Consider the following 22,359-nt stretch of genomic DNA (forward strand, 5'->3'; position numbering starts at 1 on the left):
TGTGTTATGGGGCTATAGACAAAGATACACCTATTTTTTAAATAAAACAACCGATGTAAAAGGTTGAAGGGTAAGGCTTCCCTGGTAGGCCGTCCCTCCTGCATCCTGGTAAATACCGCTCAACGCAATGACCATGGGCGTTTTAGTAGCATTATACTGGAAAAGATAATTGGTTTTTGGGTCGTTCGCCGTGACATTGGCCAGGTAAAGATCGATATTGTCGATATAGATCCGGGGATCTGTCACATTCATCTGAAAAACGATGGCGGAAACAGGATCGGAGCCGGTAGTCTTATTAAAGACCACCGTATTATCCGTGTAGGGCGCTGCGGATCCGATACTCATCACGGGCGTAAAATGCGTATAGGGAAGCCCGTATTTTTGCAGGTAGACCAGCAACGTACGGGTGGCATCCGGTGTATGCAGCCTGAAATGGCTTACGTAGGCCATACCGGAATCGACGCGGCCTATCGGCGCATTGACGATTACCCGGCTTCCAGGCAGCGCTTTTAAAAATTGAGTAATGATATCGCCTTTCGTATATAAATTGCTGCCAATCAGCTTATTAATGGTGTATGGCTGGAAGTTTACCGGCAATTCTTTGGAATTCCAATCCATATTATAGGCAGATTTCCATAATCCGAAGGTCCCTGTAACGTTCAGTCCCTGGGCAGCCAAAAGAAAGAAAGGGCTATTACCGGAAATCCGGGCAAATTTGTTATCATGCATATAGGCAAAAGAGGTCAGGAGGGGCGGACCCGTAATCGGGGCAACGGAACTGGCCTGGATGATGTATTGGCTGTCTTTCAGCGATACCGCTATATTGCCTGTGAAATTATTGTTCCGGAACGCTCCCGCTGCGATGGCATGCCGGAGACCGATCTGGCCGGTGTTGTTAAAAAGGGTATTTCCCTGAATGGTCAGTTCGTGAGAGTCCTGTATGTAGAGCCCTTGCGTGCAATTAGCGACCGTATTGCCGCTGATATTGGCCACACCGGTATTTACATCCAGATAAATGCCAATGGCGATCCCGGCATGAGCGCTATCGGTGCCGGCAGGACAGGTGACCCCGTTCAATACGATATTGCCGGTGATCCAGCCCGTGGTCCTTCGGGTAGCGGAATCAATATCGCCGGACCAGGTGTATATGCCGCCTCCGTCATCTTTGACAAAGGCAAAATAATCGATAAGGTTATACCGGATGGCATTGGACGCGCCGACAAATTCGATGGGGGAATAACCTGTCGTATCTATTTTATTGTACTGTATTGTATTGTTGTCGCCACGAAGCGTAATTCCCAGATAAGACTGGGTCGCATTTCCCATTCCGGGAAAACTACCCGTACGCAAAATACGGCTGTCCTGAACCAGGTTACGGGCCCCATTCAAATCCAAACCGTTGTTATTGGAATATTCAATGGTAACTCCCTGAAAGGTCAAATCATTGGATTGGATGCTATTCACGCCATCCAACCCCGAGAAACGGATGCTGCAATTCGTAAAGTTGATATTTCCGGCCTGAAAAAGGTAGACTCCCGCCTTGTTGCTTCCCTGAAAAAGGATGCCTCTGAAGGAGATATAGGATCTACGGGTTATGTTCACCAGGGTATCCACCATGCTGGCCTTTATAGAAATAGCTGCAGGACTCGTGCTCCAATACATATTCATTTTGCGCGTCGCCGGATCGTAATACCACTCCCCGTTCTTATCAAGGGTTTTTACATTGTTCTGGATAAAGTATCCGAATTTATCGGTCGCCGCATTCGTAGACGTCGATTGATATTTGATCGTATTACCACTATGGGACAGAATCAAATCCCGTTCAATCACATATCTGTTCTTACGGAGGACCAGGTCCGCCCCTGCCCAGTTAGGGCCTTTGCCCAGGTTGACATCGGTAATACTGGTCAAATCGGTATGCTGTTGTACCCTTGCATAACCTCCGTTGGGAGCATCGCTGTTCGGGTATCGTCCCATGGGTTGGGAAGAATCCGAGACGGTCACCATATTCACCCCCACCCCGCATCCGGTACAGGGGCTCTGCCAGATATTTCCACCAACGGATACCCAATTGGTCAGGGTCGTGAATCCATTGATGGACGGAGCCGCCCCTGTTCCATAGGCCGCCAGTACGATCGGACGCCCGGCCGCGCCGGACTGTGTTATCCGAAGGATCCCCGTAAAAACACCACCCGCCTGAAGGTAAACGGTATCCCCCGCTTTAAGGCTGCTGAAAAAAGCGTTCAGCTTAGCCAGTGTTTTCCAGGGCGTAGCCTGCTGCTGCGCCTGTTGAGGGGTTCTGGAATCGTCGCCGGATGCCGAAGAAAAATAATAGTTGCTGCCACGGGCATAAAAAATGACAGAGAGAAATAATATGGAAGTTAAAATAATACGGATGAATTTCATTTTACCCATTTAATACAACTAAAAAGAGATAAAGGTCAAATCGCTGGCAGGCTGAATCGTTAACAGGATAGGTAGTTTATATAATTAGTTGGATATTTTGCCAGTGGCAGAAAATCCAGGGCAAAAAGCCCGTTTTGAATCCAAATGCGGGCTTTTATTTATCTTAAAAAAGGGGCTTTTTTGCTCAAACAGAACTCCAAAAAAATTTACCTTTTTAAAATTTGTTTTAAAAGAGCAATAATCGTGCAAATCTGGCAAAGCATAAAAAAAAGACCCTGTTAGGAATAACAGGGTCTAACCAAAACTAACTGCTTACATGAGAATCTTTATATAAAGTATATTTTTCCCTTTTAGTGCCAGTAGAAACAAGCTGGAATTTCAGCTTGTTTCTACTGGACTTCCTGAATGTGCGATGCAAAAGTAACTCCTTACTAGAAAGTTCAATATCAAGAAATTGTAAAGAGTTTGCCTCCAGGGCTAAAAATGGACGGCATCTGATCGCTGAAGACTAAAAAAGATATAATGCGATCAGAAAAAACAGCACACCTCCCAGCAGGGACACAAAAAATGAGAATAAAAGAAATAGATTGTTTTTCATAAAGGCGCGAATTATATGTACACTATTTATAATTCCAAAAGTGCGCCAAGGGAAAACAAGGCTTGTATCAGTCTTTTACATATATCAATTATTTAACATTTGTATTGAATTTGGAAAGACTTTCCCGGTATTGGAAAATTTTCTTGAATTAAAATCCGGCTTATACCGCTTGGAGCGATCCGGCTTTGAGCTTACTTTTTCCGAACGGCGGTCTTACTCACATTACCGGAAAACGAAGTTTAAAAAAACTACGGGTTAACAATTATCAGGCAAACAAATTGTGTTCCTATTATATTTTTTCCATTTCGATTCCTTTTCTTTGTTCAGAAATCTAAACTACCTTTTCTTCTATCTGTTACAACTAACCGCTCTCCTCCAATAGACGGTCGGTATGGCACAAGTTCTATGTCTACTTCCCCTGATCAGGATTTATTTGGTCTTTATATTTCTTAACAACAAAAACTTAACCATGAAAAAATCGTATCGGTTTTTCCTCGTTATGTTCCTTGGCATCGGCATTGCCGTTACCGTCAAAGCCAACAGAAGCGCAATTAACAATTGCTGCGATGATTTTGGAAAGGTATGCGCTATTGTCAATGGACAGACCTTTCTGGGACCTCCAAGGGCACCGCACGGTTGTCCATAACCCAGGACAGTCGTAATCCTTACATGCTCAATACTAAGGCTGCGATTGCGGTCTTAGTATTGATTTTTAACCCGCTTGAAAGAATATCAGGGGATCCTTAAAAGAATATTGAACCGGAGATAAAAAAAATGAAAAAAAATCTTATCATTTTGTCGTCCATTCTGGCCTCTGCCTTAGTTTTTATTTTGGTATTGGTTGCCCGGTCCGATTCTGACAAATTCGTAATAGAGGCTTCCAGAAACTATAAAATTATGGTGGCTGCCCCTGAAGACACGATCCGTTTCCCCGAAAAGGTAAGTGTGATGAAAGTTTATGGGAATTGGCTGTTTGGATATGTCAACAAACAGAAAACAGTATATCGCTATAACCTGGAAACCCATAAAACAGAAAGCTTGCTCCATACAGGTTCTTTGTTTTCGGGCATAATCAATGGGGTTGACATAGATCCTGAGATGAAGGAACCTGATCCCGGGGATGCCAGTTTTTATTTTCTAAATGCCAATGCCAACAAGATCTATTCGTTCCATGTGCGCGATTCCCTGCGGGACAGTCTTTATTATCCGGGTCTTCATCTGGCGGGAGGAGAAAAATGTTTTTCCGGTAATGACTTTTTTATCCGTTCGGTAAATGATACAACTGGTGTTACCCTTCTGCTAAAAGCAGATTACCACCATCATACAGACACCCCGCTTTACACTTTTGCTCATTTCCCTGACGCCGGAATATCTGCCGACGGGTTTTTTCTGAAAAATAAGCCTTCAAAAAAACTATTCTATATCCCTTATTATAATGCGGAGATCATTCAATATGATGAAGGGAATAATAAAATTTCCAAAATAAGAACGATTGACAATACAGTGCCGGCAAACAAAACTGTCCCCACCAGTCAGGGTTATACCCTATCCGGCAAATCCAGGATGATCAATACGGCAGGAGCAGCAGACAGCAGTCATTTATATATCCTATCCTACACCTCCTCACCGGGCAATGATGAACTTCCCGGTACGGTGGTTGACATTTACTCCACTGCCACCGGGTTGTATGAGTACAGTCTTCTCTTCCCTTATATCGAAAACAACCCGGTTACCCTTCTCGAAAAATCAGATGATAAATTATTCGTTGCTTTTAATAAAATAATTTTACGCTTTACCCTTCATAAAAAGTAATTCTATTCTTCACCCTTTACCTGTTCATTCCAATGAAACGAGATACTGCCATGACTACCATAAGTTATTCCCTGTCTATTCTCTTTGTATATGCGGCAACCGCAAAAACAATGGATTATACCGTTTTTGTAGCCGACATCGCCAAATCACCGCTACTGGTCAATTTTAACAATACCGTAATTGCTCCTGTTCTATTGGGGTTGGAGTTTTTAACGGCCGTCCTGTTACAATTCAAAAAGACCCACAAAATCGGGTTTTATTTCTCTTCTTTCCTTATGCTGATGTTCACCCTGTATCTGTGCACGTTGTATTTTTTTTACACCAATATTCCCTGTTCCTGCGGCGGCATACTTGGAAAAATGCCCTACCCTGTACATATTGTATTTAACCTGGTGTTCACCTTGTTATCTTTTACCGGCATTTTTCTCAGTTCAAAATCTCCGGCTTTTTCTTCCACCCTTTCTACTCCTTCCTCCCAAAGCCCTACTCTATAAAACCAAAAAAGAGGTAAGGATGAATTATTAATTATTACATGGGGACTACCTTGTATACTTTACCGGTGGTACCCTGGGGACCGATTTGATCACTTGTCATCAGATAAACTTCGCCGCGCTGATCCTGGCCAACACTTTTAAGGTAAGTTCCAAGGTCGCTGGGATGGCCATTCAGAACAACCGGACTATAGGTCCACATGCCACTGGCGGCCATATTTGCCGCAAACAGCTTCCCATTTGCTTTCCCGTCCTGGGAAAGCATACCGAAGAGATATTTGCCCTGCCAGCCTGGTAATTCCGTTCCCCTGTATACAACACCTCCGATCACAGCGATACCGACCCCTCCCCCTTTGGGGTTTGCGGTATTGACCAGTTCAATGACCGGATCCGTCAGCGTTTTGCCTGAAGTATCTGTAGATGGACAGGAGGAACGCTCCAAAAGATCATTATCGGTATCAAAACAATGCGTGCCTTCTTTTACATTCCAGCCATAATTGCCGCCTTTGGTGACCAGGTCTATTTCTTCATATAACGACTGTCCTTCATCTCCGACGAGTAACTGGTGCGTGCCGCCCATGTCAAAAGAAAAACGGTAAGGGTTTCTAAACCCATACGCATAAATTTCAGGTTTGGCCGCAGTCCCGACAAATGGATTATCTCCTGGAATCGCATATGGGCTTCCGTTAACATCGATGCGCAGGATATTGCCCATCAGGTTTGCGTAAATATCCTGACCGTTGCCTCCCTCATTGGGGGTATACCAATCAGCAACATGCCCATTACCGACATCGTCCATATTTCCCCCATCACCGATTGAAATATAAAGGAACCCATCCGGACCAAATGCCAGGGTGCCTCCATTATGATTCAGATAAGGGTGATCCTCCTCCAAAAGAACCTTTTCAGAACTTATATTTGCCTGGTTTGGGTCCGACGCCGAGACGGTAAATTCGGAGACCCGCGTGAGATTATCCCAGGCCGCGCCAGCCGGTCCAGGCACCGGGCTCCCGCCGCGCGGAGGAGCGGTATAAAAAAGATAAAATTTGCCATTGGTTTTAAACTGCGGATGAAAAGCTAAGCCAAGCAGCCCTCGCTCATCATAAGATGGAGACAAGGAAACCATTTTCCCCGAAATATCGATAAAGGGAGTAGTCAGCTTACTCCCTTTAGCATCAATTATCCAGATCTTCCCCAACTCATCTGCAACAAATAACCGATGTGTGTCATCCGGAGGTTCGGCGAGTGCCACCGGAGAAACCAGGTTATCGGTGACCAGTTGCAACCCGGGAGTTTTGTTTGAGGGTTTGGTATTGGAGTCTTTTTTACAACCGAAAAGGATAAAGAAGGAAAGAAAAACGAATGGTATTCTTATCCATGAAATAGACGATTTCATACTTGTTAATTTAAGGTAGTTAATTAAGAGAATGAAAGTTTTATACGGTCTTTATCCGGAACCAGGAGTTATGTTTATAAAAACGGGCTTGCGTTTTCAAAGGTTGCTTAACCCGCTAGCTTAAAATAAAAAAAAATCAGATGGGGAATATAATGCACAACCCAAGACGGGCATGGCTTTTGCAAATAAAATCTTCACTTCAAACGCCCGACCAGCCAGGGAAGCGTTAGTCACATCAACAGCATTAAGCTGATCGTAACCAGGTAATTTTTTTGTACAGCTTTCAGGAGCGCTGCCGGTTACGGCGGCCACAGCAAAACGACAGGCCACAAGTGCTGAGGCATCGTTTACCAGGCTCTCCCCTTCCAATATCGTATTTGTTTTGTGAGAAAGACCCAGTCCTTTAGTTATACTCATGGCGGCAACTGCATCCGTTGCCGAAAGGATAGAACCCAGTACGAAAGTAAGCGGCCAGGTCATGCCGGGGATCAGGTAATGTGCTATGACGGCAATACCGGAGGCTGTAATAAAAACCAGGGATATCGCTAATGTGGATATGGTATTAATAATCGTCCTGAATTCCTTAAAGGATATATTAAAGGCGGCATCGTATAATAAAAATAGCCGTTTTTGACAAATTACCGTTAAGTAACCAGGAATGACCGTTGGGAAATTGTCCGGATTATTGAATCCGGCAGGTACTACTTTTACCTTATGAAAATCTATTCCATCCTGGCTGCCCTTATGGTTTTGTTAGCCGGGGCAGCTTCCTGTAAAAAAGATCAGACCCCCTGCGCTTGCGGGAAACACGATACCCCGCCTCCACCCCGGAAGGTCCGGTATGAATTGTTTACGAAGGAGGACTTTTCAGACTATTCAAAAAATATCACCTTCCGGATACATATGGAAGGCGATAAGATTTTATTCGACTCCAACCTGGCTACCATGAAAGTGAGGGATATTCCTGACTTCGATCACCGGATCATAATTGAAAAATTAGTGCCTGGAAACGACACCTCCACCCTCACCGTCGGTTTTGTTTATCAAATAGAGGATGTAGGAATCTCGTGGTACCTGGAACAATTCCCGGGAAAAGACACATTAAAGGTTTTGACCTATTCTTTTAAATAGGGTTCTATCCAAGGATTTTTGCCAGTTCGGTAATTCTGGCCAGGTGATGATCATCATGTTCGGCAACGAATAGAAACAGATCCATCGTTCGCATGGGTGTTCCCATTCTCGGGTGAAGGGCTGATTTAAAGATGGTTTGCTCGTCCAGGTTCTTTAAGATGGATAAAGTCTGCGTCCTGATCTGTCTGAAATCGTGCAAGAGACCATCCAACGGTTTATCGTTGTGACCAGCCAGATCGGTCTTTGTATTTTGCAAATCGGTTGGCCGAAGTTCGAGTTCTCCATTTAAAATATCCTGCAATCTATCCTGCCAGAGCGGTTCAAGATCAGTTAAATGGCCAATGTTCTCCTTGATCGTCCAGGTCTTATAAAGCCTGACGGTCAGCAAACCAGCGGGGATGGTCCTACCCTTTTCTTCCAGTCTTGCCGATGTTCCGGTCAGCCGTTCTATTATAGCCGGGAAAATATTCTCTTTCGTAGAAAAATCGAATTTCCGTTCGAACCACTTTATTTGTTGCATATGCAGGAGTTATAACAAGTTGATGATAAAAAAGTTAATTAAGAACAGCTTAAGGTAAGCAAAGTTCATTAAGGCGAAAATCCATTCAAATATATAAGTAAATATTCGTTTGTGTTTGGGGACGCTTGCTCTGATTTTTATTTTTACCTTAATTATTATGATTCTTAATTAATACCGTCGCAAAGTGATCGTATCTTTTTTACCGGAAAAACATACCCCGGCAAAAATTCATTATGGGGAACTGGCAGTCAGTGTACAAAAGCTCTTTTTCGGTTATACGGAACCGCAATTGAAATTGCTTACTCCGGAGATGCCGAACCCAAAGGTCAGGTTAACGCTGTATCCATTAAAATTTACGTTGGAAAGAGTTATATACCGTTTGGCAAAGGTTCGCCCGCTGTCGGTAGAAAAACCGATCCAGTTGGTAAAGGCTACAAACCCTGTAGTTTTCGTTATAAAACTGAGCTTTTTTATATTGTTATCCGCCACCGTGTTATCGGCAAATACCTGACGCATCTGCGCCCCGGAGCTTTTAGCCATACATAACATGATCAAAAAAAAAGGGTAAAATGCAGGAATGGACTGATAAAATTCAGGGAGGTTTGGGTAAAGGTTCTTTTCATGCACATCAGGATTTAAAATGGTTCTAAGCCATAAGGCTCATCTTCTTACAGAGAATTCTGGAAATAGCTTATTAAATGAATATATAAAAATCAGGATACCATATAGGTATTCTTCCTTTTATATATTCCTCATGCAAAGTAGGCGCTTCAATAGATCAGTAGGGAGAAAATAAGAATTAAGAACGTCCCGGAGAATGTTTTATTGGATTTACATGCATTTATTTTAGGTAAAATCTCCCAATCGTGAAAAAAAACAGGGGTGGTATGGATTATGGATGAATGTATGCCCTGTACCCGCTGGTATAGAATTCATTCGTACTAAAGAAAACAGGGGCATCTATCAATTGCCCATCCTGTTCAAAAGAAACAATGGGTTGGCTGCAACCCTTCCCTCCACCGCTTTGAGCAGTAACAATATTGGAAAAGGAAATTGTTTTATTTTTTTCAGGGATGTACAATTGCCAATCATATCCGCTGACAATGGAGCTATAGGGCGAACTTATATTAATATCGATAATCGTTGTATCATGCAGGGTTGTATAAATTCCCGCACCCAATCCGTTATTCGTTGCCGAATTTACTATGGTTAAGGTATCGATAAGATGCTGAAAATTATCATTCTCCTTATACCGCCTTAAGATCAGGGTATCCGCTTCTGAAGTTGAAAAACCTATAAGGACGGGATCAATTAAATAGGGCTGGCAAAATTTATCCGGGATGCATGAGGCCATGGCGGAAAACAGGACACCAAGCAGTATTGACGTTTGAAGATTCATGCCTGATAAACCTACAAAATGGATTGTGAAGATAACGTTAAGGTTGACTTTTTTTACTATCTCTTTTTAAAATATCTGCCGCTATTTTTTGTGCGTCTGCCGCGATCTCCCTGATCTGCCCGGTCGGACTGATCCAGTACCCGCAGAAGTACAATCCATCCTTCCCAAAATATTTCTGTTTATCGATGCTTACGCTTAAGTCGTCGAAACGGCTTTTATCGACCTCCACGATTTCCGCATAGTCCCGGTAATAACCAATCCCGGCAACGATGGCATCGAAATTCTTAATATCCTGCTCCTCCTTAAAATGAATGGCTGCCCCCTCTATATAATCGATATCTCCAACTATCCGGATATGACCCTCCCGGATATGACGGATGGTGCCAATATCCAGCACAGGCGCCTTTCCATCCCTGCTAATTTGTTCAAGCGGACCATATGGCATTTTTTTCAGCCCCAGTTTAGTCAGATCACCCATCAACCATCCGATCAAGGGTGCATTAATAGCATCTGCAATATGGGGAGGCAAATGGCTCATCAATAAACTAAGTTCCAACACCGGTACACCCAGAATATCCCGGGGAATTACATTTACCGGTGAGCGGACTGCCATAGCTGGTATGGCCCCCTGTTCGTACAGATCGATGGCTATCTCCCCCGCCGAGTTGCCAAAACCGACGACCAATACTTTTTGACCTTTAAATTCTTTGCCGGTTTTGTAGTCATAACTATGCAGGATCTTTCCGGGAAAGGTTTCCATCCCCTTAAAACGGATGGGCCTGGGTTTACCAAAAGGTCCCGTGGCCATGATCAGGTAGTTGGATTGAAATATTCCGTTGGTGGTGCTGGTGATCCAACAGCCGTTTTCTTGTTTAACCGATAAAGCTTCGGTATTAAATACCGGGCTGATTTTAAATTCCTTTTGATAATCCTCCAGGTATTCGACTACCTGCTGCCGCGTAGGATATCGGGATATAGTTTTTCCGAACTTTTTAAAGGGGAGATGGGATCGTCTTTTGGGGGTATGCAAGTGCAGGCGGTCGTAATGATTTCGCCAGGGTGTGCCCACCTGTACGGATTTTTCTATAATGATAAATTCAATGCCTTGTCTTTGCAAACAGGCAGCGGCAGCGAGCCCCGAAATACTGGCTCCGATTATGAGCGTTTTTGTTTGGGTCATTTCTATCCTCATTTTTTAAGAAAGGATGCTGACTGTTAAGGTACTTAAGATATGACAAAAGAAAAAAGGCTGAGGCATTTTTCTGGAGATAAAATACTGATAATGAATCAAAAACAAGGGAATCTTTGTCAAAAGTAGTAAATACCATAAACATGGTATTGCTGAAACCCTTACTCCTGCTAAATTTGTGGATTCTACTCCTTAACTAATAAATTTTTTATTTTATGCAAACTGACCTTTCAACTACTGAACTAAGCGGATGGATCTCGAATTTCAACAATAATGGGAATCTACCTTTTATAACCACCTCTGCCCTGATCTCTTTACAGGAATTGGAAGACTTTATAACAAAGATCAAAGGGCAGCAGGCCGATAGCATCCGGATCTATTTTCTCCGGTTCGGGCTTAACAGTACCCCTAAAAACCTGGCACCCTCCAATGGCGCTAGCCCTGACGGTTGTAAATTTCACTGGGCATCAGGTGATTTGTCACAGGCATCCATAGCCATGGTCCCGGCAACTAATTTCAGGATTGACGAGAATTTTATCTTTTGCGCAGACGATATCATTGCCGGCAATGCCATAACAACGTTAATGCCCGGGATTGAAGAGAAGGGGACCGGCCTGAATCCGCCCAGCCCCCCAAAAGCAACAAAAATGGTCCAGCCATGATATTCCGATTCTTCAACAATGAAAAAATGATTGCTCAGCAATGATACGATGACCGCCCAATTTATAATATCCACCTTTCCTTTAGTCATTGTGGGCCTGGCTGCGGTAGTCAGCCTTGTCAGTTTCCGGAATGATTTCTCCAAGGCCCTCAGGATCCTATCTTTATTCTGGGGCTTTAATTTTTTTGTTGACCTAACCGGCCATATCACTAAGTATTATGGGCTTAAAAACCACTGGCTCTATAATATCTACTTTTGGATCATGTACCTGGTCCTGGCGTATTTATATGACCGGCAAATTCACAATAAGCATGTCCATCAAAGCATACGTTTGTTTTATCTTGTTTTTCCATTGCTGGTGCTGGCCGAATCTCTTGTATCCGGTATACAGGACCTGCAAACTATGGTGCTTGTTTCTGGCAGTGTTTTTATGATTTTTTTGGCCGCAGCGTATTTCAGGCAGTTATACCTTAGCGAGGAAACTGAACTAATCACCCGGGATCCCTGGTTCTGGTTTAGTTTTGGCTTTATCATTTATTTCGGCTGTACAGTCCCCTTTCTCGGAATGGTCAATTATTTATGGAGTCATTATCAGGAATTCACCAATTTCTACTATTTGTACTTTTGTAATTCCTTCGCTATCTTACTGAACCTATTTATCATAACCGGGTATTTATGCAGGAGAAGTTTTCAGAAGTCACACTGATCCTTTTTGGAAGTACGGTGATCATCCTGCTGCTCACCGGGCTGATCGTGTTCTCTCTTTTTATCAACCAAAAAAGAAAGTACCGGTTCCGCCAGGAAAAGTCCGAACTAAAAAACAATTTCGACCGGGAACTGTTAAGATCCCATTTGGAAATTCAAAACCAGGCTTTTGAAAGTATCTCCAGGGAGCTACACGACAACGTAGGCACCCTTATCTCCATAGCTATGGTTCATATAAAATCCCTTCCGGGGGCAACCGGGGAAGCTGGCGCCGTTATAGGAGGTGCGGTTGCTAATGGCATAAAAAATAATGATCAGGGCAAACTTTCCGAGGTCGATAGTTTATTAAATGAGGCCATGGATACACTCAGGGACATTTCCCGTAGCCTGAATCCTGAAAACATCACCCGTCTAGGCTGGCAGAATTCCTTTCTCACGGAACTGGAAAGAGTCCGTAAAACGAATTTATTTGCTGTACATTATTCAGAAGAGGGGACCCCGTTCATCATTGAATTACAAAAACAGGTTATCATTTTCCGCATTTTACAGGAAACATTAAATAACATTGTAAAACATTCCTATGGGAATAACATCTACTCTCATGTTGGTTTTTCGGGTAATGAAGTAACCATCACGATCAGAGATGACGGCAAGGGATTTCAACAGGGGAATGATGCGTCGGGAGTTAGACAGGATTTGCCAGGGCAGGCAGCCGGTTTGTCCTCAAAAGGATCGGGCATTAATAATATGCTGGCGCGAGCGGCCATGTTGCCGGCGGTCCTTCACATCATCAATGGCGTAGGATCGGGAACGATCGTCAGTCTTTCTTACAAAGAACAGGGCATTTAAAGCAGGAATAGCCCATATAAAATTTACAGGTAATGATCAGAACAGCTATTATTGAAGACCAGAGCCGTTACCGGGATCTGCTTAGACTGATCCTCAAAGGATCAGATAATATCGAGGTCATTTTTGAACGGGAACATTGCCGTAATATCATCGATGATGTGGTCAAAGACATGCCCGATGTCCTGATCATGGATATAGACCTGCCTGGCAAAAGCGGCATCGACGGCGTCATTGAATTAAAAGAAGTATTCCCGGAAATAAAGATTTTAATGCTGACCGTTTTTGAAGAGGATGAGAAGATATTTGCTGCCATTAAAGCAGGGGCCAATGGTTATCTCCTAAAAAAGGATTCGCCGCAGAAAATTCTCGATGCCATTAAAGAACTTAGCGAAGGTAAGGCTTCCATGAATGGGCTCATTGCCAAAAAGGTTATGGAATATTTTCATAAAAAAAAGCCACAGCCTGAGGTTTCCGATTTTCATCTTACCAAACGGGAGCATGAAATTCTGGAACTTCTTATAGAGGGCTTAAGTTATAAGGAAATAGCCGCGAAATGTTTTATCTCCCCTGAGACCATGAACTCGCATATCAAAAACATCTACCAGAAACTCAATGTGCACTCCCGCGCACAAATCAATGCCCGCTTCGGCAAAAAATAGTTCTCTTCCTTTTACTTTAACCATTCCTCTACCATATTCATGGTAGCAAATTACCTGCCCCCCTACACATTTACCATGTCTATGGGATTGTGAAGGCCTTTAGTCCATGATATATTTGTTGACCAAAAAAATTATCATGACAAATCCTGCATTCGCACTCCATCTCGGTAACGGCGTCTATCTCGACAGCGATGGCAATATTACTCACGGCCCGGCGCCAGTCTCCATAATTTACGAAGCCCCGTTCAAGCTTCCCATCGACCCAAAGAAAGCGGCCGATTCCCTCAAGGCGGTGGCCGACACGCTAAAGGGCGTCAATAAAAGTGAAAAGGTCATTAAGGACATCAATGAAATATACGGCCTTTTGATCCAGGCAGGGGCAACCATCGACTTAGACGCGCTTCTGGGTCTGCTTTCTACAATAGGCAAGATCGCGGGTACTATTGCCCCGATTTTATTTGTCGCGAGTTTTGCAATTGATCTTGCGAGGGTATTCAAATTATTTGGCGGTGACGAACCTACAAAATTCGAGCGATTGGTCGAGAAGCGGTTCAACGATGTTGACGCGGAATTCCAGGCAATTGCCCTGACGCTCCAAGGCCAAACCATGATACAGGGTCGCGTGGCAATCGCTGAGATGGTGGGAGACGCACACGATTACGTTAACCGCCTTAACAATACCAACCCCAGCCCCTCCGACCTTAATTTTTTAAGCCTTCAGTTGAATGCTTCCGTTATTGAAAACCGGACGAAACTGGCCACATTGCTCGATGTACAGAGCTGGATGACACTTTTCGATCCTTCCAGGCATAGTCAGATCTGGGCCCTGATGCAACACCAGTTGTTCCTTCTGCCGGGCGGCCCGTCAACTCCACCGGTCCAGGCGAGGCTCCCGCAGACTGGAACCCTTGAATTCGATCACCGCCTGATGGTCCCCCTCGCGTCCTACGCAGCTGAAGCCTTCCTGGCCGGAATACAAGCCCTGGCCCCCGAGTATCGATCGACAGGCATATACCGCGATAGCCTGCATGATTTCGCCAATGCTATCGGGAATTTAGCAGAGAATATGCGTTCGGAGGTGCTTGCCAGAACGATCTATACAGCGGCCGATTTTAATGTATTACTCTATCCCGCAGAGGTCATCACGACCGATGATTTTTTTAATCCTCAACCCATTGTCCTTTCCCCTACCTGCAGCCGGTTCCCCGTAGGCGCGCTTGACCTGCGTTATCACGATAACCTGTTTTTTGCCAGTTTCCTGACGGATCTTTTCAAGGCTGAATTTTATGGATGGCAGCGGACAACCAGAAAAGCCACCATGGATTTCCGCTGGATTCCGCCGGCTAAACTGACGATTTCGCATGGTCCCGATAGTAAATTCGACGGGTACCGGATCACCAATCCCGATGAATGCGCCGCGGCAGCCAACGCCCAATCGGAATCGGATTATGCGGATCTGCTGGCAGTTAGCGGTTATCCCCAGTTATTACAACTGATGACACTCCTTCGTCACGAAACAACGGATCCCGATATCAGTCAAACTGTGCAGATCTTTACTCCTGTACTGAATCGCCATCCATTGGAGAAACAATCTGTAACCATCGAAAGCGAACCCGTTCCCTTAACCGGAAAAATCACGTCACCGGCGATACGCGAACCGCAAAAATGTCTTGCCTCGGTGGAGATCTGGACACAACCGCTTAATCGCGTGCTTCCGATTGAATATAAAATCAGGCTGCGTACGCTTAAATCTTTCTGGGGAACCCCATCGCGCTGGCGCGAACCTCTTTATAGTTCTGTTCAATTTCTTCACTATGAACCTGTCCTTAATGACCGGGATTTTATGGAACTACATTTCGATGAACGGGATGGGGCTCTGGATTTCACCGTAGACCCGCTGCTCGAAGGACATAGTAAGCCCGAGGGTTACCCACACCAGGAATTTACCATCCAGCTTAAGGCGCATACTTTCGATTGGTACATCCCTATAAAACCTCCCTTTTCTCTCACTGTTCCGGTGGAAAAGACCGAAGCAACGTTGCGCGGTCTTGGCCACACAACGACTACCGCGGATAACAACGAACCCAAACTCGCTTTCGACAAACAAGTTGTTCCCGGCGCCCATTTTGGCAATGTCAGCGATGTCCTTTTTGAAAACAGCTTTCCCAGATTATCCTTTCTCGATGGCTCACAGGATTGGGAAGGAGAGCACCGGGAGCTGAAGGAAGAGGATGTTACCATTACATATAAGCTGGATTGGAAGGCAGACCGTATGCTTCTTCAGATCGAGGCAGATCCGAAAGACCGCAATTTTATCGTCTATGTGGTCATCGAAGAACAGCTTCAGGGGGGTGAAGGCCATATTCTCCATACTGCGATGCCCATCCCGATAAATGGTCAGCTCACTTATGTCCCGCAATCGTTTTTTGACGAAGAGCGGGCCGCCATTGAAAAAGCCGCCAAGGCTGCCGCTGAATTCAACCGGAAGTACAGTCATTCCACCGTTGTCGGCCCATCTGATCCTATTGTCGGTTGGCTTCGTCCCGGGGACCTGGGAACCCTTTCCGGTCTGAATAGGGTTTTGACGCTTGCTGCGGAGAATCAGCCTGAAATCCTGCAAGAGGTCCTTACTGAGAGTCAGAACAGATCCGGATTTGAATTAAATTACAATCAGGAACCACAATAATATTCGAAACAAATCGAACATAATTCTTATTCTCCTTTAACGTATTTAAAACAGTAATAAGAATAGACCTGAATTACTTTTAATTAACTTAGAGACTGATTTTATAATCAGTCTTTTTTTTTAATTTTAGATAAACCATACCTATGACCAATTCAATGCACCACAATCAACATTCCCAGGACAAGATTGTTCCTGCCGATCCCCGTTATGGCAACCTCACCCGGAAGGGGTTCAACAGACGATTTATAGCAAAACCCGATTATATACGCCTTGTCAGTTCTACCAGTGAAGTGGTGGCGGCCCTACAGGATGCGGTAAACAATAAGTTGCGGGTGGTGGTGCGCAGCGGCGGCCATTGCCTGGAAGGTTTCGTAGGAGATCCCACGGTTAAGGTGCTCATTGACATGTCCCTGATGACTGATATCTGTTATGATCCGGAAAAAACGGCTTTTGCCGTAGAGGCCGGCGCTACGGTAGGTGAAATGTATCGCAGGCTTTTTCTGGAATGGGGTGTGGTCCTGCCTGCAGGCGAGCACCCCGCCATCGGCATGGGTGGTCATGTATTGGGAGGGGCCTTCGGTTTTCTCTGCCGTGAGTATGGACTGGCAGCCGATCATCTGTATGGAGTGGAATTGGTGACGGTGGACGCTGCCGGAACCGCTCATAGTGTCATTGCCACGCGCGAACATTCCGATCCTAATAGGGAGCTATGGTGGGCGCATACCGGAGGAGGCGGGGGCAATTTCGGTATCGTGACCCGGTACTGGTTCCGTTCTCCCAATGTAACTGGATCAGATCCCGCTACCGCTCTTCCCAAAGCCCCGCAATCCATAACTACCTTCCGGGTTGGATGGGACTGGCAGGCCTTCGACGAGACATCTTTCTCACGGCTGGTACGTAACTTCGGAAATTGGACGCTGCAGAACAGCAACCCTGATTCTCCTTATAACCAGCTCTTCAGCCTGCTTTTTCTTAACCATCGCACCATCGGCAAACTGGAGATAAAAGGGCTGTCCACAGCCGGTGCAAAGGCTGTGCAACTCATCGATGAACATCTTGCTGCCATAACGGTAGACATGGGCCTTTCCTATACCAGGCAGATTGAAGAAACCTCCTGGCTAAGTTTTGCCCTCAACCCCTTTCCCGAATTATTCAGACCGGATATTGGCTTTGCCTTAGTGAAGGTCAAGGATGCTTTCCTTCGTCAACCTTTTACCGAAAGCCAGATCGCTACAGCCTATCGTTATCTCAGTTCCACCGACATCATAGGAGGCGGGCTTGGACTGGCCACCTACGGTGGTCAGGTAAATACGGTGTCCCCGGAAGCCACCGCCTCGGCCCAACGAAGTTGTATCCTCGATACCGCATGTTCAGCAGGCTGGGGTGATCCTAAGGATGAGGCTCATACGCTCGCCTGGGTCCGCTCCTTTTACAAGGATCTTTTTGCTACTACGGGAGGGGTGCCCATACCCAACGAACAGACCGACGGAGCTATGATCAATCACCCGGATACTGACCTCGCCGATCCCGAATGGAACCAATCAGGCGTTCCGTGGTATTCTCTTTATTATAAGGATAATTATTCCCGGCTGCAGCAGGTGAAGGGCCGTTGGGATCCGCTGAACATATTCCGGCACGCTCTTTCTATAGTTCCGGCATAAGGAGTTTATCGATTATTATATAGCTTTGGTTCCCGTTTCCAAATTATTATTCCTTCTTATACTGTTGTCATTTTTTTATGGATAAATTATTGAGTTTAGGTGCTGAAGCACTCAGAAAGGCCGCTTTAAACAAAGAAGCAAAAGATTTTATACTAGGCAATGAACATTTGTTTAAGGTCTTAAAAAAGGCGGCTAACCGGTATATTGGAGGCGAAACCCTGGACGAAACAATCGTCAAGGTGATTGAACAAAACAAAAATGCCATTAAATGTTCCATAGAGTTCATGGGAGAAAACACCAAAACCGAACAGGATGCTCAAAAGGTAACCCATGAATTCATTAACATTGGCAGTGAAATTACGAACCGGCATTTACATTCCACCATATCGCTCGATTTGTCGCATATTGGTTTGATCATCTCCGAAGAGCTTTGTCTTAATAATTTAATGGCCATTTGTGCAGCAGCTTCCAGGGAAAATATCGAGGTTATTATCAGTGCTGAGGAAACAGATAAAACGGATGCTATCCTTGAAACCTACAAAAAAGCCGCAAAAATTCACGATAACCTGGCCATTACTTTACAGGCTTATTTGTATAGAACAAAAGATGATTTTACTGACCTTCTTAAGGAAAAAGGAAGGATCAGGATCGTTAAAGGCGCTTTCGAAACCGTAGAAGGCCTTTCCATGCCCAGGGGGAATAAATTGAATGAAGCTTATCTGGGATATGTTGATCAGTTATTATCTCATAAACATAAATGCTCGATTGCCACTCATCACGGGGAGATCCAGCAGGAAGCCAAAAAACTGATTGATTTACATAAGACGGATAAAAATCTTTATGAATTTGAAAGTCTTTACGGCATTCAGACAGAACAATTAATTGCCCTTAAAGAAGAAGGTTACCCAGTCAAAATGTACTTTGTATATGGCAGGGAATGGTATCTCTACCTGTGTAACAGGATCGCCGAAAATCCTTTGAACTTGTTCCAGGCCCTGGCGGACATCGTTGAAAATTAACAATCAGACTACCTCACCGGTTCCAGCAAGAGGGCCTTTAACTGAAATAATTCCTTACCATTTTTCAGCGGATGTATCCGTATCGTGTACAGGCCGGGAGCCTTTATACTGCTAATGGCAACAGGATGCTTAAGAAATAGCAAGGGTTCATTCTCTGAATAGGCCGAAGTTCTCAACGTTTCAAAATGGTACTCCTGATTACCAGGCGGGTTAACTACTGTCTCCCCGATCTGCCCTCCCTGTCCAATTTCTACTACCCCTTCCTGTCTGCCGTTCTCTTCCGGACAGGAGTATTCCAGGAATAGTTTGTAGTCGCCCGGATCGGAAATGCTGACGGTAAATTCAATAACATCATCCGGCGATTTCATATTACCCACGCAAGGTGTATGTTTCCAGTCTCCGAAATAATGACTGAAGGTCAGGGTATTGATCGTAGTCCTGCCATGTACTTTCCCGGAAGCCGCGTTCACCGTATTCAATTTATATTGGGAGGAAACGACGACAGGCGGGTTTGGGTCGGGTTTGGGTAAATGACCGGTAAAGGTTATGGCCAGCACGGTATTTCTTTTATCGGTAAGCTCAGGAACAGGTATGCAGAGTTTGCCATCTTTTTTAAACCACCGCAGCGGTTTCTTATTATCAAGCTGGTAGATTTGGGTTATAACCGCCTTACTCATGCCGGGAACGAAGATCAGGCCATTTTCCGGACGTTCAAAGAGATGCAGAAACAATTTGCCAGGTTTGGAAGTGGTCACGCCCCAGGGTTGGGCCGATATCAAACCATAGGAGCTGCCATAAATACTTTCACCGAATTTTTTCAGCCAGGCACCTGTTGCGAGAATATATTTTTGTGAATATTCCGGTATGCGCCCCCTTCCATCGGGCCCGATGTTCAGCATCAGGTTACCACCCCTGGAAGCGACTGTGGCGAGTAACCGTATTATTTCTTCGGGAGATTTGAAATTTTTATCATTGGCGATATAACCCCAGGAATCATTATGCGTATAGATGGACTCCCAGGCATCATCGATAGGGGCAGAAGGAGTTTCGGAATCGCCGAAATCCATATAATCACCCAAACCTTGTCCCACCCGGCTGCTGAAGAGTGCATTGGGCTGCAGGAGATGGAGGCTGTCGATCATGGATTGGGTCTGTTCTTTGGTCAGGCCGCCGGGCATATCGAACCAAACGATACCCAAAGGACCATAATTTGTCATCAATTCCTTTAATTGGGGAATGGATTTTTCACGGTAATACTGCTGGTAATTCTTCTCCCCTTCTTTAAAGTCCCATTCGTTGCCGCCCCCATTGGGCTCATGCCAGTCCAGGTATTGGGAATAATAAAACCCAAAGTGAAGGCCCTGAGCCCGGATGGCCGATGAAAGATCTTTCATTGGATCTTTTTTGTATGGGGATGCCTTGACGATTGTATAATCGCTGACTTTGGAATCATACATGCTAAACCCTTCGTGGTGTTTGGCGGTGATCACAAGATAACGCGCCCCGGCATCCTTCGCAAATTTTGCCCATTCCTGCGCATTAAATTCAACCGGGTTAAAGCGCCCGGCTACGGCCGCATACTCGGCAGCCGGTACTTTTGCCCTGTACATCAGCCACTCCCCGCTGCCATAATAATCTTTATCCTTCCAATGGCCTTCCAGCATGGAATACAAACCCCAGTGAACAAAAATTCCAAACTTTGCTTCTTTGAACCACTGTAAGCCCGGATGTAACTTGCCACCCCCGGCACTGTGTTTGTCCCATCTTTCTATATCCTGCCCATATCCCTGATAAACGGCCAGGAGAAAACAGAAGATCAATAGGTTGAATTTCATATTTTGCTCTCCTTCTTTTAGGGTTGATTTATTAAAAAATGTACGATCCGGCAAACGTTCCCGCTGCTTTTTGGGTTTTTGCCGTCTGCCATACGAAGCGTCAGGATATGTATCTTATTCTTCAAACCGGTTTCCAATAAAATATACCAGGGTAAGTGAAGCATTGTACTCCATTGGGTGAACAGATCCTTTTGCCGGAAGGGACTTCCATCTACCGACCATTCAAGGATTCCTGCATCTTTGCCGGAGATAAGCGCCATACCAATCGCGGTACCTGTAAATGTTAAGGACATGGTGGGACCGGTCCGTGAAGATACCAGCATCGGCCGATTCACAAATCCATCGCGCGTGGGCAATCCATCTGCCGGAGTCCAATTGTTTTCAAGGGCCCAGCCGCTGCCAAAGCTGGCTTTATTTACCGGATAATATCTCCCGTTAGCAAAATTCCATTTGTCCAAAGCCAGGGGAACTGAAGTGGAAAGCTGTTGCTTCGCATTAGAGGAAAGGGTCCCAGGAACAGCATTAGCCGTTGAATGGAGTGACGAAGACAAACAAGCCAGCAACAAATCCCGGATAGTGGCAAAATATAATTGCTGACCGAAAGGCGAAGGATGAAGATCTTTAAAATCACCCTCCCAGGTGAATTCCCCATTCCGCATTTTGTCTCGTACCTCCTTGGCGAGGTTGATGGAGGGAAGATGGTAATAGGCAGCGATTCGCTCATGATTGGTCACTTCAACAGGGATCCGGTTTTCGTCATAATCGCTTGTCTTGGCAGGATCGGCGAAAGCCATAAGAATGATATCCATTCGCGGATTGCTTTTTTTGGCATGCCGGATAATACCCTCCAGGGAGCGTACCTGGTAAAGACTATCCACCCCGTTGGCCCGGTCATTTACTGCTGCTTCAACGAACAACAGATCAACCCTTCCTGAATCCAGCACATCCTGCTGCAACCGGAAGGCGTGGGCTGAACTTCCCAGGGAAGGAATACCGGCATTCATAAAATGAAAGGCCGTTGACGGGAATTCTTTTTTCAAAAATGAATCTACTTTATCTCTCCAGCCGGGATTGTAAGTTATGGAGCCTCCGAGATAAGCGACCCGAACGGCTTTATTTGGGTTGGTTTTATTTTCATTGATCAGGGCATACACGTTCTTTAATCCATACCGTACGGTAAAATAATTCCCTACAGGTAAGGGTATATTTTTCTGAGCCTGCAGAAAAAAGGAAGAACAGCTACATAAAATTAAGAGGGCAAAAATCCTTACTATCGTATTCATCGGCTAATTACGGTATCCATTTGTTCAGGCTGTCAGGCCATAATTATGCTGTCAGGCTT

General features: G+C 45.0%; 20 protein-coding genes. 11 read left to right on the plus strand and 9 right to left on the minus strand.

What is annotated here, in order from left to right; genetic code table 11:
* Positions 1-30: 30 nt before the first annotated feature.
* On the minus strand, positions 31-2,406 hold the full coding sequence (locus tag ACX0G9_RS15335) for a right-handed parallel beta-helix repeat-containing protein (RefSeq protein WP_459065807.1): 2,376 nt from the start codon (positions 2,404-2,406) through the stop codon (positions 31-33).
* A gap of 1,067 nt (positions 2,407-3,473) precedes the next feature.
* Between ACX0G9_RS15335 and ACX0G9_RS15340 the strand changes: the two genes are divergently transcribed.
* The 3 genes from ACX0G9_RS15340 to ACX0G9_RS15350 all read left to right on the plus strand — a co-directional run bounded on the left by ACX0G9_RS15340 (position 3,474) and on the right by ACX0G9_RS15350 (position 5,310).
* The gene (locus ACX0G9_RS15340; RefSeq protein ID WP_459065808.1) at positions 3,474-3,650 is read left to right on the plus strand and encodes a hypothetical protein; all 177 of its coding nucleotides are present in this window, start codon (positions 3,474-3,476) and stop codon (positions 3,648-3,650) included.
* Positions 3,651-3,778: 128 nt separating this feature from the next.
* Positions 3,779-4,816: a hypothetical protein gene (locus ACX0G9_RS15345; RefSeq protein ID WP_459065809.1), complete on the plus strand. Its 1,038-nt coding sequence runs from the start codon at positions 3,779-3,781 to the stop codon at positions 4,814-4,816.
* 32 nt (positions 4,817-4,848) lie between these two features.
* A complete protein-coding gene (locus ACX0G9_RS15350) occupies positions 4,849-5,310 on the plus strand; it encodes a MauE/DoxX family redox-associated membrane protein (protein ID WP_459065810.1) in 462 nt (153 codons plus the stop codon).
* Positions 5,311-5,344: 34 nt separating this feature from the next.
* On the opposite strand, the gene ACX0G9_RS15355 is transcribed toward ACX0G9_RS15350, so the two are convergent.
* A complete protein-coding gene (locus tag ACX0G9_RS15355) occupies positions 5,345-6,703 on the minus strand; it encodes a PQQ-dependent sugar dehydrogenase (protein ID WP_459065811.1) in 1,359 nt (452 codons plus the stop codon).
* 120 nt (positions 6,704-6,823) lie between these two features.
* Positions 6,824-7,429 carry a cation:proton antiporter domain-containing protein gene (locus ACX0G9_RS15360; protein WP_459065921.1) on the minus strand — a complete coding sequence of 202 codons (606 nt, stop codon included), beginning with the start codon at positions 7,427-7,429 and terminating at the stop codon, positions 6,824-6,826.
* On the opposite strand from ACX0G9_RS15360, the gene ACX0G9_RS15365 reads away from it, so the two are divergent.
* Positions 7,418-7,834 (plus strand): hypothetical protein, encoded by a 417-nt coding sequence (locus ACX0G9_RS15365; protein ID WP_459065812.1) that lies wholly within the window; start codon positions 7,418-7,420, stop codon positions 7,832-7,834. The genes ACX0G9_RS15360 and ACX0G9_RS15365 overlap by 12 nt on opposite strands.
* 4 nt (positions 7,835-7,838) lie before the next feature.
* On the opposite strand, the gene ACX0G9_RS15370 is transcribed toward ACX0G9_RS15365, so the two are convergent.
* The 4 genes from ACX0G9_RS15370 to ACX0G9_RS15385 form a co-directional block, all read right to left on the minus strand.
* Positions 7,839-8,354, minus strand: a complete 516-nt coding sequence (locus ACX0G9_RS15370) for a DinB family protein (RefSeq protein WP_459065813.1) — start codon at positions 8,352-8,354, stop codon at positions 7,839-7,841.
* Between the two features lie 273 nt (positions 8,355-8,627).
* The gene (locus ACX0G9_RS15375; protein WP_459065814.1) at positions 8,628-8,894 is read right to left on the minus strand and encodes a hypothetical protein; all 267 of its coding nucleotides are present in this window, start codon (positions 8,892-8,894) and stop codon (positions 8,628-8,630) included.
* A gap of 352 nt (positions 8,895-9,246) precedes the next feature.
* On the minus strand, positions 9,247-9,753 hold the full coding sequence (locus ACX0G9_RS15380; protein WP_459065815.1) for a hypothetical protein: 507 nt from the start codon (positions 9,751-9,753) through the stop codon (positions 9,247-9,249).
* Between the two features lie 37 nt (positions 9,754-9,790).
* Entirely contained in the window at positions 9,791-10,933 is a 1,143-nt protein-coding gene (locus ACX0G9_RS15385) for a flavin-containing monooxygenase (protein WP_459065816.1), read from the minus strand.
* A gap of 224 nt (positions 10,934-11,157) precedes the next feature.
* On the opposite strand from ACX0G9_RS15385, the gene ACX0G9_RS15390 reads away from it, so the two are divergent.
* The 7 genes from ACX0G9_RS15390 to ACX0G9_RS15420 all read left to right on the plus strand — a co-directional run bounded on the left by ACX0G9_RS15390 (position 11,158) and on the right by ACX0G9_RS15420 (position 19,182).
* The gene (locus tag ACX0G9_RS15390) at positions 11,158-11,604 is read left to right on the plus strand and encodes a hypothetical protein (protein ID WP_459065817.1); all 447 of its coding nucleotides are present in this window, start codon (positions 11,158-11,160) and stop codon (positions 11,602-11,604) included.
* 30 nt (positions 11,605-11,634) lie between these two features.
* Entirely contained in the window at positions 11,635-12,309 is a 675-nt protein-coding gene (locus ACX0G9_RS15395; RefSeq protein ID WP_459065818.1) for a hypothetical protein, read from the plus strand.
* Positions 12,279-13,157 carry a sensor histidine kinase gene (locus ACX0G9_RS15400; RefSeq protein ID WP_459065819.1) on the plus strand — a complete coding sequence of 293 codons (879 nt, stop codon included), beginning with the start codon at positions 12,279-12,281 and terminating at the stop codon, positions 13,155-13,157. The genes ACX0G9_RS15395 and ACX0G9_RS15400 overlap by 31 nt, the downstream gene beginning before the upstream one ends.
* Before the next feature lie 32 nt (positions 13,158-13,189).
* Positions 13,190-13,816 (plus strand): LuxR C-terminal-related transcriptional regulator, encoded by a 627-nt coding sequence (locus tag ACX0G9_RS15405; RefSeq protein ID WP_459065820.1) that lies wholly within the window; start codon positions 13,190-13,192, stop codon positions 13,814-13,816.
* 136 nt (positions 13,817-13,952) lie between these two features.
* Positions 13,953-16,502, plus strand: a complete 2,550-nt coding sequence (locus tag ACX0G9_RS15410) for a hypothetical protein (protein WP_459065821.1) — start codon at positions 13,953-13,955, stop codon at positions 16,500-16,502.
* Between the two features lie 143 nt (positions 16,503-16,645).
* Entirely contained in the window at positions 16,646-18,163 is a 1,518-nt protein-coding gene (locus ACX0G9_RS15415) for an FAD-dependent oxidoreductase (RefSeq protein WP_459065822.1), read from the plus strand.
* A 77-nt stretch (positions 18,164-18,240) separates the two neighbouring features.
* On the plus strand, positions 18,241-19,182 hold the full coding sequence (locus ACX0G9_RS15420; protein WP_459065823.1) for a proline dehydrogenase family protein: 942 nt from the start codon (positions 18,241-18,243) through the stop codon (positions 19,180-19,182).
* A gap of 8 nt (positions 19,183-19,190) precedes the next feature.
* On the opposite strand, the gene ACX0G9_RS15425 is transcribed toward ACX0G9_RS15420, so the two are convergent.
* Positions 19,191-21,017: an alpha-L-fucosidase gene (locus tag ACX0G9_RS15425; RefSeq protein WP_459065824.1), complete on the minus strand. Its 1,827-nt coding sequence runs from the start codon at positions 21,015-21,017 to the stop codon at positions 19,191-19,193.
* Positions 21,018-21,034: 17 nt separating this feature from the next.
* Positions 21,035-22,300: an SGNH/GDSL hydrolase family protein gene (locus ACX0G9_RS15430; protein ID WP_459065825.1), complete on the minus strand. Its 1,266-nt coding sequence runs from the start codon at positions 22,298-22,300 to the stop codon at positions 21,035-21,037.
* Positions 22,301-22,359 lie beyond the last annotated feature (59 nt).

Source organism: Flavitalea flava, from assembly GCF_054461575.1.